This is a genomic window from Pseudomonas brassicacearum, from assembly GCF_003732265.1.
GTDB lineage: Bacteria > Pseudomonadota > Gammaproteobacteria > Pseudomonadales > Pseudomonadaceae > Aquipseudomonas > Aquipseudomonas brassicacearum_D.
The window spans coordinates 40,469-56,170 of record NZ_MOBK01000008.1; the positions used below are offsets into that span (position 1 = coordinate 40,469).

15 protein-coding genes are annotated in these 15,702 nt (G+C 60.4%); 14 read left to right on the forward strand and 1 reads right to left on the reverse strand.

Annotated features, from left to right (window positions below; all coding sequences use genetic code 11):
- The first annotated feature begins 272 nt into the window (after positions 1-272).
- The 9 genes from BK660_RS21225 (at position 273) to BK660_RS21270 (ending at position 8,182) form a co-directional block, all read left to right on the forward strand.
- Positions 273-1,187, forward strand: coding sequence for a glutamate/aspartate ABC transporter substrate-binding protein (locus tag BK660_RS21225; RefSeq protein WP_123434951.1), 915 nt, complete (start codon positions 273-275; stop codon positions 1,185-1,187).
- A 194-nt stretch (positions 1,188-1,381) separates the two neighbouring features.
- A complete protein-coding gene (locus tag BK660_RS21230) occupies positions 1,382-2,128 on the forward strand; it encodes an amino acid ABC transporter permease (RefSeq protein ID WP_123434952.1) in 747 nt (248 codons plus the stop codon).
- Positions 2,128-2,799 carry an amino acid ABC transporter permease gene (locus BK660_RS21235; protein WP_123434953.1) on the forward strand — a complete coding sequence of 224 codons (672 nt, stop codon included), beginning with the start codon at positions 2,128-2,130 and terminating at the stop codon, positions 2,797-2,799. Before BK660_RS21230 ends, BK660_RS21235 begins: the two co-directional genes overlap by 1 nt.
- Positions 2,796-3,530, forward strand: a complete 735-nt coding sequence (locus BK660_RS21240; RefSeq protein ID WP_123434954.1) for an amino acid ABC transporter ATP-binding protein — start codon at positions 2,796-2,798, stop codon at positions 3,528-3,530. Before BK660_RS21235 ends, BK660_RS21240 begins: the two co-directional genes overlap by 4 nt.
- Before the next feature lie 71 nt (positions 3,531-3,601).
- On the forward strand, positions 3,602-5,503 hold the full coding sequence (aauS, locus tag BK660_RS21245; RefSeq protein ID WP_123434955.1) for a two-component sensor histidine kinase AauS: 1,902 nt from the start codon (positions 3,602-3,604) through the stop codon (positions 5,501-5,503).
- Positions 5,500-6,828 carry a two-component response regulator AauR gene (gene aauR, locus BK660_RS21250; protein WP_027922823.1) on the forward strand — a complete coding sequence of 443 codons (1,329 nt, stop codon included), beginning with the start codon at positions 5,500-5,502 and terminating at the stop codon, positions 6,826-6,828. The genes aauS and aauR overlap by 4 nt, the downstream gene beginning before the upstream one ends.
- Positions 6,829-6,836: 8 nt before the next feature.
- Positions 6,837-7,166, forward strand: a complete 330-nt coding sequence (locus tag BK660_RS21255) for a GlpM family protein (RefSeq protein WP_185045173.1) — start codon at positions 6,837-6,839, stop codon at positions 7,164-7,166.
- 247 nt (positions 7,167-7,413) lie between these two features.
- Complete coding sequence (locus BK660_RS21265; protein WP_123435155.1) at positions 7,414-7,788, forward strand: DMT family transporter; 375 nt, start codon at positions 7,414-7,416, stop codon at positions 7,786-7,788.
- Complete coding sequence (locus BK660_RS21270; RefSeq protein WP_123434957.1) at positions 7,781-8,182, forward strand: DMT family transporter; 402 nt, start codon at positions 7,781-7,783, stop codon at positions 8,180-8,182. Before BK660_RS21265 ends, BK660_RS21270 begins: the two co-directional genes overlap by 8 nt.
- A 135-nt stretch (positions 8,183-8,317) precedes the next feature.
- On the opposite strand, the gene BK660_RS21275 is transcribed toward BK660_RS21270, so the two are convergent.
- Positions 8,318-9,070 (reverse strand): MipA/OmpV family protein, encoded by a 753-nt coding sequence (locus tag BK660_RS21275; RefSeq protein ID WP_123434958.1) that lies wholly within the window; start codon positions 9,068-9,070, stop codon positions 8,318-8,320.
- Between the two features lie 219 nt (positions 9,071-9,289).
- Between BK660_RS21275 and BK660_RS21280 the strand changes: the two genes are divergently transcribed.
- The 5 genes from BK660_RS21280 to BK660_RS21300 all read left to right on the forward strand — a co-directional run bounded on the left by BK660_RS21280 (position 9,290) and on the right by BK660_RS21300 (position 15,685).
- The gene (locus BK660_RS21280) at positions 9,290-9,988 is read left to right on the forward strand and encodes an MtnX-like HAD-IB family phosphatase (protein WP_123434959.1); all 699 of its coding nucleotides are present in this window, start codon (positions 9,290-9,292) and stop codon (positions 9,986-9,988) included.
- Positions 9,981-11,375: an aspartate aminotransferase family protein gene (locus BK660_RS21285; RefSeq protein ID WP_123434960.1), complete on the forward strand. Its 1,395-nt coding sequence runs from the start codon at positions 9,981-9,983 to the stop codon at positions 11,373-11,375. The genes BK660_RS21280 and BK660_RS21285 overlap by 8 nt, the downstream gene beginning before the upstream one ends.
- Positions 11,372-12,265 carry an alpha/beta hydrolase gene (locus tag BK660_RS21290; RefSeq protein WP_123434961.1) on the forward strand — a complete coding sequence of 298 codons (894 nt, stop codon included), beginning with the start codon at positions 11,372-11,374 and terminating at the stop codon, positions 12,263-12,265. The genes BK660_RS21285 and BK660_RS21290 overlap by 4 nt, the downstream gene beginning before the upstream one ends.
- Positions 12,266-12,534: 269 nt before the next feature.
- Positions 12,535-14,307 (forward strand): sensor histidine kinase, encoded by a 1,773-nt coding sequence (locus BK660_RS21295; RefSeq protein WP_123434962.1) that lies wholly within the window; start codon positions 12,535-12,537, stop codon positions 14,305-14,307.
- Positions 14,297-15,685, forward strand: coding sequence for a sigma-54-dependent transcriptional regulator (locus BK660_RS21300; protein WP_123434963.1), 1,389 nt, complete (start codon positions 14,297-14,299; stop codon positions 15,683-15,685). Before BK660_RS21295 ends, BK660_RS21300 begins: the two co-directional genes overlap by 11 nt.
- Positions 15,686-15,702 lie beyond the last annotated feature (17 nt).

Consider the following 15,702-nt stretch of genomic DNA (forward strand, 5'->3'; position numbering starts at 1 on the left):
TGGATATGTGCTCGGCAGGATATTCGGTTTTCCGAACGCGACCCGTCAGTCGATTCGGTTAACCGGATTATTCCTCGCGAAAAATAACGCCATAAATATTTAATCTCCTTATAAATCAATAAGTTGATCTGTCACACCTGGCCTGGCACGAGTCATGCTCTACACTTCTTCGACGAATGCCTGTTGCGCCTCTCCAGGAACCCACCGGCATTCGAAGCACAAAAGGGCCGACGAACTGGCTCCATAAAAAAAACAATGTCGAGGAAAATTTGATGCGCATCGTTCCCCATATCCTGGGCGCAGCCATTGCTGCCGCTCTGATCAGCACTCCGGTTTTCGCCGCCGAACTCACCGGCACCCTGAAAAAGATCAAAGAGTCCGGTGTCATCACCCTCGGGCATCGTGACGCCTCCATCCCGTTTTCCTACATCGCGGATGCTTCCGGCAAACCGGTGGGCTACTCCCACGATCTGCAACTGAAAATCGTTGAAGCCATCAAGAAAGACCTGGACATGCCGAACCTCCAGGTCAAATACAACCTGGTGACCTCGCAAACCCGTATCCCGCTGGTGCAGAACGGCACCGTGGACGTCGAGTGCGGCTCCACCACCAACAACGTCGAGCGTCAGCAGCAAGTTGACTTCTCCGTCGGCATCTTCGAGATCGGCACCCGTCTGCTGTCCAAGAAAGATTCGCCGTACAAAGACTTCACCGACCTGAAAGGCAAGAACGTCGTGACCACCGCGGGCACCACGTCCGAGCGCCTGCTCAAGTCGATGAACGCCGACAAGCAAATGGGCATGAACGTCATCTCCGCCAAAGACCACGGCGAGTCCTTCCAGATGCTGGAATCGGGCCGCGCTGTTGCCTTCATGATGGACGACGCCCTGCTGGCCGGCGAAGCCGCCAAAGCCAAGAAAGCCGATGACTGGGCCGTAACCGGCACTCCACAGTCCTACGAAATCTACGGCTGCATGGTCCGCAAGGGCGACGAGCCGTTCAAAAAGGCTGTGGATGACGCCATCGTCGCCACCTACAAGTCGGGCGAGATCAACAAGATCTACGAAAAATGGTTCATGCAGCCAATCCCGCCAAAAGGCCTGAACCTGAACTTCCCGATGAGCGACGAGCTCAAGAAATTGATCGCCAGCCCGACCGATAAAGCGGCTGACGACAAGAAGTCCTGATTTTCTGACTACCCTTATCTCCTGAGAGGGCCGCTGCCCTCCCAGGAGTTTGTCACTCCCTGCTGGCATTTTTGGAAACACTCGAACCGGTGGCTGTCGAGCCGCTCGTGTGTGCCTGATCTTTACGATCAGGGCGGGAACGGAGCTTCCCCAGGCGGGCACTTGTACATCGATCGATCTGAGGGGAGACCCTAATGAATTACAACTGGGACTGGGGCGTGTTCTTCAAGTCCACCGGCGTTGGCAGCGAGACCTATCTCGACTGGTACATCACCGGCCTGGGCTGGACCATTGCCATCGCCATCGTGGCCTGGATCATTGCCCTGACACTGGGCTCGATTCTGGGCGTCATGCGCACCGTGCCGAATCGCATCGTATCGGGCATCGCGACCTGCTACGTCGAACTTTTCCGTAACGTGCCGCTGCTGGTTCAGCTGTTCATCTGGTACTTCCTGGTGCCCGATCTGCTGCCGCAAAACCTGCAGGACTGGTACAAACAGGACCTCAACCCGACCACTTCGGCTTTCCTCAGCGTCGTCGTCTGCCTGGGCCTGTTCACCACCGCTCGCGTTTGCGAACAAGTGCGCACCGGTATCCAGGCCCTGCCCAAAGGTCAGGAAGCTGCGGCCCGCGCCATGGGCTTCAAGCTGCCGCAGATCTACTGGAACGTGCTGCTGCCCCAGGCCTACCGGATCATCATTCCGCCGCTCACCTCGGAATTCCTCAACGTGTTCAAGAACACGTCCGTGGCCTCGCTGATCGGCTTGATGGAGTTGCTCGCGCAAACCAAACAGACCGCCGAGTTCTCTGCCAACCTGTTCGAGGCGTTCACCCTGGCGACCCTGATCTACTTCACCCTGAACATGAGCCTGATGCTGCTGATGCGTCTGGTCGAGAAGAAAGTCGCCGTACCGGGCCTGATCTCCGTAGGGGGTAAATGATGGAATTCGACTTCTCGGGCATCATCCCGTCCTTGCCGGGCTTGTGGAACGGCATGGTCATGACCCTGCAACTGATGGCGCTGGGCGTGATCGGCGGGATCATCCTCGGCACCATCCTGGCGCTGTGCCGTCTGTCCCACAGCAAACTGCTGTCGAACCTGGCCGGCGCGTACGTTAACTACTTCCGCTCGATCCCGCTGCTGCTGGTGATCACCTGGTTCTACCTGGCGGTGCCGTTCGTGCTGCGCTGGATCACCGGCGAAGACACCCCGATCGGCGCGTTCGCTTCGTGCATCGTGGCCTTCATGATGTTTGAAGCGGCGTACTTCTGCGAAATCGTCCGGGCCGGTGTGCAGTCGATTCCCAAAGGCCAGATGGGCGCAGCCCAGGCACTGGGCATGACGTACGGCCAGATGATGCGTCTGATCATCCTGCCGCAAGCGTTCCGCAAGATGACCCCGCTGTTGCTGCAACAGAGCATCATCCTGTTCCAGGACACCTCGCTGGTCTACGCGGTCGGCCTGGTGGATTTCCTCAACGCCTCGCGTGCCAGCGGCGACATCATTGGTCGCTCCAATGAGTTCCTGGTCTTCGCAGGTCTCGTGTACTTCACAATCAGCTTTGCCGCCTCGCTGCTGGTCAAGCGTCTGCAAAAAAGGTTTGCCGTATGATCTCTATCAAGAACATCAACAAGTGGTATGGCGACTTCCAGGTACTGACTGATTGCAGCACCGAGGTCAAAAAAGGCGAAGTGATCGTGGTGTGCGGGCCGTCCGGTTCCGGCAAATCCACGCTGATCAAATGCGTCAACGCCCTGGAACCGTTCCAGAAAGGCGACATCGTGGTCGATGGCACGTCCATCGCCGACCCGAAGACCAACCTGCCGAAACTGCGTTCGCGCGTGGGCATGGTGTTCCAGCATTTCGAACTGTTCCCGCACCTGACCATCACCGAAAACCTGACCATCGCGCAGATCAAGGTGTTGGGCCGCAGCAAGGAAGAAGCCACCAAGAAAGGCCTGCAACTGCTTGAGCGCGTCGGGCTGTCGGCCCATGCGCACAAGCATCCGGGCCAGCTGTCCGGTGGTCAGCAACAGCGTGTGGCGATTGCCCGTGCGCTGGCGATGGACCCGATCGTCATGCTGTTCGACGAACCGACCTCGGCGCTCGACCCGGAAATGGTCAACGAAGTGCTCGACGTCATGGTGCAACTGGCCCACGAAGGCATGACCATGATGTGCGTGACCCACGAAATGGGCTTCGCCCGTAAAGTGGCGGACCGGGTGATCTTCATGGACGCGGGCAAAATCATCGAGGACTGCCAGAAAGAAGAGTTCTTCGGCGACATCAGCCACCGTGCCGAGCGGACACAGCACTTCCTCAACAAGATTTTGCAGCACTAAGCAACACCGCTCCCACACTGGTCCAGTGGTGGCTTATAGATTTGTGTTGTGGTTGACCCAAGGCATCTGTGATGAAATGCGACCCCTCTCTCCATCGCGCAGCGCTGCCATCACTTGCCGTGAAACCCCGTCTGATTCGCCATTTGTTCCTGCCACCGCTGATCGTCGCCCTGATGATCGGACTGGGTTATGCCGGCTTCTGGATCAGTGAACACTACGGTATTCGCAGCCTCAGCGAGAATGGCCAGCGTCAGCTCGAACTGCACGCCCGCGCCGTCGAGAGCGAGATCAGCAAGTACACCTACCTCCCCAGCCTGCTGGAACTCGAATCCAGTGTGTCGAAACTGCTGGACGACCCATCGCCGGAACACCGGCAAACGGTCAATGATTACCTTGAAGGCCTGAACCGGCGCAGCCGCAGTCGGGCTATCTATGTGATGGACACCACCGGTCGCGTCATGGCCACCAGCAACTGGCGCGATGTCGACAGTTACCTCGGTGAAGACCTGTCCTTCCGCGCCTATTTCCAGAACGCCATTCGTGGCCAGCCGGGTCGTTTCTACGGCATCGGCAGCACCAACGGCGAACCCGGTTATTACCTGGCCCACGGCCTGGAAGAGCACGGCAAGATCATCGGCGTCGCGGTGGTCAAAGTGCGCCTCGAAGCCATGGAAGAACGCTGGCAACGGGCGCGCCTCGAAGCGTTCGTCAGCGATGAAAACGGCATCATCATCCTCTCCAGCGATCCGGCGCGACGCCTGAAGTCAGTCGTGCCGTTGAGCGATGAAACCAAAGAAAAACTCGCCCGCAGCCTCCAGTACTACTGGTTCCCGCTGAACGAACTGCAACCGCTGGCCCGTGAAACCCTGGCCGAGGGTGTGGAGAAACTGACCTTCCCCGCCAACAGCGAAGTGGAATCCGACGAAGAGGACATCAGCTACCTGGCCCAGACCCGGCCCCTGAGCGACACGCCGTGGAATTTCACCCTGCTCACGCCGCTTCAGGATTTGCGTCGAGAGGCGATCAACCAAGGGATTCTGGTGGCGGTGGCCTTCGCTCTGGTGGCGTTCCTGCTGATTGCCTGGAACGAGCGGCGCAAGGTCATCGCCACCCGCCTCGCCGCCCGGGAAGCCTTGCAAGAAGCCAACAATCAACTGGAGCGTCGGATTACCGAACGCACCACCGACCTGCGCGCCAGCAACGAACGGCTCAAGGGTCAGATCCGCGAACGCCGGCTGGCTGAAGAGACGCTGCGCCGTGCCCAGGATGAACTGGTGCAGGCCGGCAAACTCGCGGCCATCGGCCAGATGTCGACCAGCATTGCCCATGAATTGAACCAGCCACTGGCGGCGCTGCGCACCTTGTCCGGCAACACCGTGCGCTTTCTGGAACGCGGTCAGCTGGATGTCGCCAGCACCAACCTCAAGACCATTAATGAACTGATCGACCGCATGGGCCGGATCACTGCCAGCCTGCGCTCCTTCGCCCGTCGTGGCGACGACAAAGGCCAGGCCTGCCTCGGCAAAGCCGTGGACGCGGCCCTGCAACTGCTCGGCGGTCGGGTGGAAAGTGTTCATCTGCAATTGCATCGCGAGTTCGCCGATGTGCAGGTGCAGATCGACCAGACCCGCCTCGAACAGATTCTGGTCAACCTGATCGGCAATGCCCTCGACGCCATGCAGGCCCAGCCGTTGCCGGAACTGTGGCTGGAAGGCGACGAATTTGACGGCAAATATCGCCTGCGCGTGCGCGACAACGGCCACGGCATTGACGCCGAAGCGCGCAAGCATCTGTTCGAACCGTTCTTCACCACCAAACCCGGCGAACAGGGGCTGGGCCTCGGCCTGACCCTGTCCGCCAGCCTGGCCGCCGCCACGGGCGGACATTTGGGTGTCGAACACCCGGCCAGCGGTGGTACCACCTTCGTCCTCAGTTTACCGTTGGTAAGCCCCACTCTCGCCGAGCCAATATGAACAACGACCTTAGTGTGCTGATCGTCGAAGACGACCCTCATGTGCTGCTCGGCTGCCAACAGGCGCTGACCCTGGAAGACATTCCCTGCGTCGGCGTCGGCAGTGCCGAAGAAGCGCTGGAACGGGTCGGCGACAACTTCGCCGGCATCGTCATCAGCGACATTCGCCTGCCCGGCATCGATGGCCTGGAACTGCTGAACCGGCTCAAGGCCCGTGATCGCAGCCTGCCGGTGGTACTGATTACCGGTCACGGCGACATCTCCATGGCGGTCGGCGCGATGCAAAAAGGCGCCTATGACTTCATGGAGAAACCCTTCTCCCCGGAACGCCTGGTGGACGTTGCACGCCGTGCGCTGGAACAACGCAGCCTCGCCCGCGAAGTCTCTTCGTTGCGCCGGCAACTGGCGGAACGCGACTCGCTGGAAGGCCGGATCATCGGCCGTTCGCCGGCCATGCAGAACTTGCGCGAGTTGATTGCCAACGTTGCCGATACCTCGGCCAACGTATTGATCGAAGGCGAGACCGGCACCGGTAAAGAACTGGTCGCGCGTTGCCTGCATGACTTCAGTCGCCGTCACACCAAACAATTCGTCGCGCTGAACTGCGGCGGCTTGCCGGAGAACCTGTTCGAAAGCGAAATCTTCGGTCACGAGGCCAACGCGTTCACCGGCGCCGGCAAGCGGCGAATCGGCAAGATCGAACACGCCGACGGCGGCACGCTGTTCCTCGACGAAGTCGAAAGCATGCCCCTGCCGCTGCAAATCAAATTGTTGCGGGTGTTGCAGGAACGCACCCTCGAACGCCTCGGCTCGAACCAGAGCGTGGCGGTGGATTGCCGAGTGATCGCGGCCACCAAATCCGACCTCGCCGAAACCAGCAAGGCCGGCGAATTCCGCAGCGACCTGTATTACCGCTTGAACGTGGTGACCCTGGAACTGCCACCGTTGCGCGAACGTCGCGAGGACATCCTGCAATTGTTCGAGCACTTTTTGCAGCAATCGTCACTGCGCTTTGACCGCGCCGTGCCGGAGCTGGACAACCAGACCCTGTCGAACCTGATGAGCCACGACTGGCCGGGTAACGTGCGGGAATTGCGCAACGTCGCCGAACGCTTTGCCCTCGGTTTGCCGGCCTTCAAGAAAACCGGCGCCAGTGGCAGCAATCAGGGCCTGGCGTTCGCCGAAGCGGTGGAAGCCTTCGAACGCACCTTGCTCGGCGACGCCTTGCAACGCAGCGGCGGCAACTTGACCCAGGCCAGCCTGGAACTGGGCATGGCCAAGACCACGCTGTTCGACAAAGTCAAAAAGTACGGGCTGAGCCACTGATGGATCTGATGCTGAAAGCGGCGCTGGGCGCGGCGGTGGTGCTGATTCTGGCGGCACTGGCCAAGACCAAGAATTACTACATCGCCGGGCTGGTACCGTTGTTTCCGACCTTTGCGCTGATTGCGCATTTCATCGTCGGCAAAGGACGCTCGGTGGAGGATTTGAAGACCACCATCGTGTTTGGCATGTGGTCGATCATTCCGTACTTCGTTTACCTGGCGACGTTGTACGTGATGGTGGACCGGATGCGGTTGGAGGCTTCGTTGGCCGTGGCGGCCGTGGGTTGGCTGATCGCGGCGACAGTCCTCGTCTCGGTCTGGGTTCGCCTCCACTCCTGACACCCCACAATTCCCTTGTAGGAGTGAGCCTGCTCGCGATAGCGGACTGTCATTCACCATTGATGTTGACTAACAGTCCGCTATCGCGGGCAGGCTCGCTCCCACAGGGATCTCCATCAGCCTCACTGGCCCGTCCCTTGCATTTACCCCGCAAAGCCCTCCCGGCCGGCCTTCATGTTCGATGACGCCGGTGTCCGGGAGGATCCGCCAAGGGTGAATCCTGACTGTGCCTATCCTAGATCCCGACCTGACCTTCACCGTCATCCTGCTGGTCGCCTTTTCCATCGTGCTGGACGTCATCGGCCAGCTCTGTTTCAAGCTCGGCCTGGACCGTTTGCCGGAACTCGAAGGCGGTTTCCGGCTGAATGCCTTCTGGGGCCAGGTGTTCAACGCGCCGCTGCTGTGGGCCGGGATCGGCGCCTACGCGCTGGAGTTTTTCGTCTGGCTTGAAGCCTTGTCCCGCGCCCCGCTGAGCCTGTTGTTTCCGGCCGGAGCGCTGGCTTATTGCGGCGTGGTGCTGGCGGGCAACGTGGTGCTGGGCGAAACCGTCAGCCGCCGACGCTGGTTGGCAACGCTGGTGATTACGGTGGGCGTGATGCTCGTGTGTGCCGGCCATGCTTGAGCCAAAACCGATGGATTGGCTGCACGGGCGGCTCGGTACCGTGGTGCTGTGGGTGCTGCTGATTGTTCTGGAAAGTGCCGGGCAGATCGCGACCAAGGTCGGCGGCGATCAGTTGGGGCAGATGACGTTCACCCTGCAATGGCTGCAAGCCGTAGTGGTCGACCCCGGCGTACTGAGTGCCGTGGGCTGCGGTATCGGTGCGTTTTTTGTGTGGATGTTGATCTTGCGGCGCAGCAGTTTGTCGCTGGCGTTTCCGTTGAGTTCATTGGTGTTTGTCGGGGTTTTGCTCGGGTCGTGGCTAGGGCTGGGGGAGCAGATCAGCGGACTGCACTGGGTGGGGGTGGCGGTGATTATTGGCGGGATTGCGTTGTTGGCTGAGGGCGAAGAAACCTAGATCTCCATCGAATTCGAAGACGCCTTCGCGAGCAAGCCCGCTCCCACATTTTGATCGCATTTATTCAGGAAAAACTCGGTCGAATGTGGGAGCGGGCTTGCTCGCGAAGGCGTCAGTCAACTCAATACAAATCCTTCAGTTGAACTTGTAGGCAATGGCCGCCTGCACTTCGCCCTGATTGCTCTCCCCAACCTGTTTGACAAGGCTGCTATCCGCCGCCGAACCCGTCAGGTGAATCCAGCTCGCACTGGTCAGCAGCGACCAATGCGGTGCCAGTGGAAACTCAAAACTCTGGGTCAGCGCCACATTCTGCAAACCGCCCCCAGCGTTATAAGGCCGAATCCCGGAGGCCAACGACTCATCCCCATTCACACCAAAAAACGCCTGATTCTGCCGGGCATTGGCAAAGTGCGCCGTCACATTGGAACTGCCAATCACCCCGCCACCCACGGGATAACCCACCTCCCCGCCGACCCGGCCCAACACCCCGCCACGCGCGCCTACCGCTTGTCCGACCGAGGCAAACACCCGCCAGAAATCGGCCGGCGCGTACTGCACAAACCCGCCCACTTCGCCCATGTCCGGCACGTCGTGCAAGCCTTGCAGCTCACCATTGGCAGTCCGTCCCGGCAGGTAATTCACGAACGGTCCGGCGCTGAAACCGTTGGCCTTCAGCGCGTTCCAGGTCAGGCCATCATCCGTGCCGAGGCTGACATCGCCCCAGTCCAGATCGAGGTACGGCACCGGTCGGACTTCGTAGCGACTGCCGCTCGGGTCGTGTGGCTGATAGCTCAGACCCGCCCCGGCCTCCCCGGCAATGCCAGCCGCTGACACACTGGCCGACAGGCACATCAGCGCGGCGAATAGAACAACAGTGATCCTCGACATGAGGCCATTCCTTGTACGGGACAGGCGCGCATCAATCCCCTTTTCACCTCCCCCGCGCAAGCACTCATGTTGTTTGTAGCAACCTACAAAAATTGTAGCTTCGCAGCACTCCAATCCCGCCAAAACCCCAGCCCTGCTGGGCCAAACCCGGTTGGCACAGTCCCTGCTCTATCCCCTTGGCAAGCGCAGACAGCGCGCAACGCCCAATAGGTACTGCAGATGATTGACTGGCATATCGTGTGTGATTTCGACGGGACCATCACCCGCACCGACGTGATCGACAGCATCCTCCAACGCTTCGCCGCCCCGAGTTGGGAAGCGATCGAAAACGAGTGGCTGGCCGGCAATATCGGTTCCCGTGAATGCCTCAGCCGCCAGCTCGCGCTGGTCAAGGCCACACCCAGTGAACTGCTCGGGTTCTTCGACTCCATCGAGATCGACCCGGACTTCCCCGACTTCGTCGACCACGCCATCGGCCTCGGCGCTTCGTTTGAAGTGGTCAGCGACGGCATCGAGCAAGGCATCGCCCGGATCCTGGCGCGCCACTATGTGAGCCTGTTGCCGATCCTCGCCAACCGCTTGCGACAGCTTGACCACGACAGCTGGCGCATCGACTTCCCGCATGCCAGCGACGCCTGCCGCGCCGCTTCCGGTAACTGCAAATGCAAATCCACCCCCAGCACTAAACGCGTGCTGGTGATCGGCGATGGCCAGTCCGATATGTGCGTGGCCGCCACCGCCGATTTCGTATTCGCCAAGGATCGCCTGGCCGAACACTGCGAGCGCAACGGCATCGCCCATGCGCGCTTCGACAGCTTCGCCGAACTCCCGGCCCTGCTGGCTCTGCTGCCAAACGCCAGCGCTGCCAACGCCACCACTTTCAACGTTGAAACACAGGAAATCTTCCACCATGTCTGATAGTCGAATCGCCACCCCTGAAGACCAGATCCTCCTGGATAAAGAAGCCAAATACTGCTCCTACGGCGACACCGTTCACTACATCGACCCACCGCGTATTTTCAGCCGTTGCAAAGGCTCCTACGTCTGGGACACCGAAGACCAGGCCTACCTCGACCTGCAAATGTGGTACTCGGCCGTCAACTTCGGTTACGCCAACCCACGCCTGAACAACGCGCTGAAACAACAGATCGACACCCTGCCGCAGATCGCCAGCCAATACCTGCACAAAGGCAAGATCGAGCTCTCGGAAATGATCGCGGTCGACGCCAAGAAGAAGTTCGGCCTCGACGGTCGCGTGCACTTCAACGTCGGTGGTTCGCAGTCCATCGAGGACTCGCTGAAAGTCGTGCGCAACGCCACCAACGGCAAAAGCCTGATGTTCGCCTTCGAGGGCGGTTATCACGGCCGGACGCTGGGCGCCTCGTCGATCACCTCCAGCTACCGCTATCGCCGCCGCTACGGCCACTTTGGCGAGCGCGCCAATTTCATCCCGTTCCCGTACCACTTCCGTGGCCCGAAAGGCATGACCAAGGAAGAGTACGGCAGCCAGTGCGTGCAGCAATTCGCCCGTCTGTTCGAGACCGAATACAACGGCGTCTGGGACCCGAAAGTCGGCCAGAGTGAATACGCCGCGTTCTACGTCGAGCCGATCCAGGGCACCGGCGGCTACGTGATTCCGCCGATGAACTTCTACAGCGAACTCAAGCATGTGCTGGATCAGCACGGCATCCTGATGGTGGTCGACGAAATCCAGATGGGTTTCTACCGCACCGGCAAGCTGTGGTCGATCGAACATTTCGACGTCAAACCGGACGTCATCGTCTTCGGCAAAGCCTTGACCAACGGCCTCAATCCGCTGGGCGGCATCTGGGCCAAGGAAGAGTTGATCAACCCGAAAATCTTCCCGCCAGGTTCGACCCACTCGACCTTCGCCTCCAACCCGTTGGGCACGGCGGTGGGCCTGGAAATGTTCAAGATGACCAGCGAGTTCGACTACGGCGCCATGGTGATGAACAAGGGCAAATACTTCCTCGAAGGCCTGAAAGACTTGCAGAAACGCTACCCGATCATCGGCGACGTCGACGGTCTGGGCCTGGCCCTGCGCTGCGAAATCTGCGGCCCGGACGGCTTCACGCCGGACAAGGCGACCCTGGATTTCATGGTCGATGAAGGCATGAAGGGCGACATCGAAATCAACGGCAAACGCCTCGGCCTGATCCTCGATGTGGGCGGTTACTACAAAAACGTGATCACCCTCGCGCCTTCGCTGGAAATCAGCTACCAGGAAATCGACCTCGGCATCGCCCTGCTCGACCGCTTGCTGCATCGAGCCATGAAACGATGAACGCGGTTTTTGAAGACGAAGTGCAGATCGACATGGGCGAAGGCAGCGCCGGTTTCGTTCTCGGCTCAGGGGAGGTCGCGGTGTTGTTGATCCACGGCCTCACCGGCACCCCGACCGAGTTGCGTCGGGTGGCCATGGGCCTGGCCAAGGCCGGGTGCACGGTGTATGTGCCAACCCTGGCCGGCCATTGCGGGAACAACGCCGACCTGCAAGCCACCGGTTGGCGCGACTGGTACGAAAGCGCGCGCAACACCTTCGTCGGTGTGCGACGCAAACATGAGCATGTGTTCGTCGGCGGTTTGTCCATGGGCGCGGTGTTGTCGATGTACCTGGCGGCCGAACATCCGGGGCAGATCGAAGGGTTGTTGCTGTATTCGACAACCCTGCGCTACGACGGCTGGAACATGCCCTGGGTGGCGAAATTGAGCAGCCTGGTGATGTCGCTTCCGTATGGTGTGCACCTGTGCCGCTTCAACGAAAAATCACCGTTCGGTATCAAGGACGAACGCCTGCGAGCCATCGTTGAACGGCAGATGAAGGCCGGTGAAAGCAGCAATGCCGGGCTGCTGACCATGTCCGGGGTCAGCGTGCGTGAACTGCATCGGTTGGTGGCGGCGGTGAAAAAACGCATGCCGCAAATCACCACCCAGGCGCTGGTGCTGCACTCGAAGGAAGACGACATCACCAGCGCGTGGAATGCCGATTACGTGGAGCGAAAACTCGGTGGTCCGGTGGTGAAGGTGCTGCTCGACGATTGCTATCACATGATTACCGTGGACCTGCAATACCGCCGCGTGGTGGAGCTGAGCGCGGATTTCATCCAGCACCGTTTCATGCAACAGGGCTACACCCCGCAACCCGTGCGCCAGGATTACCGCCAACTGGCCTGAACACGCCCGGCCCCTGTAGCAGCTGGCGAAGCCTGCGTTCGGCTGCGAAGCGGTCGTGAAATCAGGCGCCTCGGTGTTTCAGGCAGACCGCGTTGCCTGGGTTTACGACTGCTGCGCAGCCGAACGCAGGCTTCGCCAGCTGCTACAGGGGCCAGTAAACCCTGACGACTCGGTCTGCCTGATACACCGAGGCGTCTTTTCCGGGGCGAAGTCGGCTACTGTATTGAAACGGTTTATCCAATCGGACCTGCTGCGATAAGCGAAACCCAATGACCCAAGAATCACCCGTCACCGCCCGACCGTTCGCCCTCTCCGGCTGGAGCCTGCAACGCAAACTGGTGCTCGCCTTCTGGTTGGTCAGCGTGATCCCGACCATGATCGCCGCTGAACTGGCGGCCACCACGCTGTCGCAGATTTTCGACAGCAACGTGCGCATCTGGCTGCAGGAATCGACCAAGATTGTCGAAGACGAAATCAGCGAGATCCTGCGGGACAATGCCCGGGCTGCGCAGTTGTTCCTGCGCTACACCCGCCCGCCTACGGATCGACTGTCGACCAGGCACGACAAACTCACCACCGACATTGCCGACTCCATGGGCATCGACGTGGTGGCGCTGGTGCGCAACAGCGATCACAAAGTGGTGTTCAGCACCGTTGCCGATGACATCGTCCGACAAATCAGCATCGAGCCCAAAGCCGTGTTGCAGACCCTGCAAGTGGGCGGCGTGGCGACTGGCACGGTGGTCTCGACCTTCGAGACCGATCAGGACAATGTTGACTACAAACTGGTGGTCGCGACGTACCTCGACAGCAGTTTCCTCACCAGCGTGGCCGATGTGCATTCCCTTGATCTGCGCCTGTACCTGGCCAAGGCCGACGACTTCTCGGAGATCTTCTCCACCCAGCGCTTCGAAGATCACCCGGCGACCGTGCCGGAGAAGATCGAACAGATCCTGCGCACCACCAAGCAACCGATCGAACAATTCACCAACCGCTACAGCGGCATCTATCAGCCGATTCTCAATGAAAACGGCGAGCTGCAAGGCGTGATTTTCAGTGGCCTGCTGCGCCACACCAGCCTGGTCGGGCTGGTGAACCAGAGCAACCTGTTCATCCTGATTTTCCTGCTCAGCTCGGCGGCGTCCCTGGCCGTCGGCTGGCTGGTGTCGCAGCGACTGACCAAGCCGTTGCGCGGCCTGGCCAAAGGCGTACAAGCGGTGATTGCCGGCGATTACCGCCAACGCCTGGAAGTCACCGGCGGTGACGAACTGGCGGAACTGAGCAGCACGTTCAACCACATGAGCGAACGCCTCGGCGAGTTGCAACACCTGGAATCGCAACTGCGCCGGCGCGACCGTCTGCATGCACTGGGCGAAGTGGCGATGGGCCTGGCCCATGAAATCCGCAACCCGCTGGGCATCATCAAGACCGCCACGCAATTGTTGCACCGGCGCGCCGATTTGCCCGAGACCGACAAGCGTCACCTCGAATACGTGGTCAGCGAAGTCAGCCGCATCAACGACCTGATCACCGACTTCCTCGACTTCGCCAAACCCAGCGCACCGATGCGCTCGACACAACTGGCGCGTCCGCTGATAGATGAACTGATCGGCTTCTGCGCGCCAGAACTGGCCAGCCACAACATCGAAGTGGTCATCGAGGACCGGGCGCCGGCCGCGACCCTGTATGCCGACGCGCGGCAACTCAAGCAGGCCGGGCTGAACCTGATCGTCAACGCCATCGACGCCATGCCCGAGGGCGGTCGCCTGACGGTCGGGATCAGCAGCGAACAGCACTACACCGTTATCCGCATCACAGACACCGGCCAAGGCATCGCCGCGGACATGCTCGAACGGATCTTCACGCCGTTCGTCACCACCAAGGCGTCCGGCACCGGGCTGGGTCTGGCCAAGGTCTTCTCGATCATGGAAAGTCACGACGGACGCATTGAATGCGTCAGTGAAAAAGAGGCCGGGGCGACCTTTACCTTGTACATTCCGGCCAACGGCGAACCGTTCGACAGGGGCAGTGATGACACATAACGTACTGGTGGTCGACGACGAACCCAAGCTGTGCGACCTGCTGGCATCGGCGTTGAGTCAGAGCGGCATTCAGGTGTTCACCGCCGGCAATGGCCTGCACGCGCTCAAGGTGCTGGAGGCCGAGGACATCGACCTGGTGATCAGCGACTGGCGCATGCCCGGCATGGACGGGCCGCAGTTGCTCGCGGAAATCAAAAGCCGTTATCCGCACTTGCCGGTGATCGTCATGACTGCCTACAGCACGGTGAAAAACGCCGTGCAGTCGATGCGCAACGGCGCCTTCGACTACATCGCCAAGCCATTCGATATCGACGAGCTGGACATCACCGTCCACAAAGCCCTGCAGTTTCGCGACATCCTCAAAGACAACCAGCGCATGCGCGCCGAACTCGACGAACACCAGCAGATCGACAGCCTGATCGGCGACAGCCCGAGCTTCCGCCGGGTGCTGCACGCCATCGACTCGGTGCGTGATAGCAACGCGACCATCCTGCTGACCGGCGAAAGCGGCACCGGCAAGGAAATGGTCGCCCGCGCCATCCACAAACACGGCAATCGCGCGGACAAACCGTTCGTTGCGGTGAACTGCGCGGCGATCCCGGAAGGTCTGCTGGAAAGCGAAATGTTCGGCCACCGCAAAGGCGCGTTTACCGGCGCCGTGGCGGATCGGGTCGGGCGCTTCATGCAAGCGGACAAGGGCACGTTGTTTCTCGATGAGATCGGTGAAATGCCCTTGCCCTTGCAGGCGAAAATCCTGCGGGCGTTGCAGGAGCGAGTGATCGAACCGGTGGGCGATCCGCGCGAGCGCAAGGTGGATGTGCGGGTGATCGCGGCGACCAACAAAAACTTGCTGGACGCGGTGGCGAACAAGGAGTTTCGCGAAGACCTTTACTACCGCCTCAATGTGTTCCCGATCCCGTTGCCGGCGCTGCGCGAGCGGGTCGAAGACATCGCGCCACTGGCCCGGCATTTCGCCCATACGCTGGGGGCCACGGCGGGCAAACGCATCACCGGTTTCAGCGCCGAGGCGTTGCAGGCGATGACCCGTTATTCGTGGCCGGGGAATATTCGAGAACTGCAAAACTGCGTGGAGCGCGCAACCATCGTCGCGTCGACGGCGTTGATTGAAGAGGATGATTTGCCGGCGTATCTGTTTGCGTCACGAACCGCTGACAGCGGTGTGGTGGTCGCGGAAGGCAGCGTGCCGGCGGACCTGGAAGCGGCGCTGGCCCAAGTGGAGAAATCCTACATTCTGGCGGCGTTGGCGCAGAGCAATGGCGTGCAGGCTGCGGCGGCGCAGTTGATCGGAATCTCCGAGCGCAGCTTTTGGTATCGGTTGAAAAAGCTTGGCATCCATGTCGACAAGATTGTGCGGTGATCCCGGCAACGCCCGCC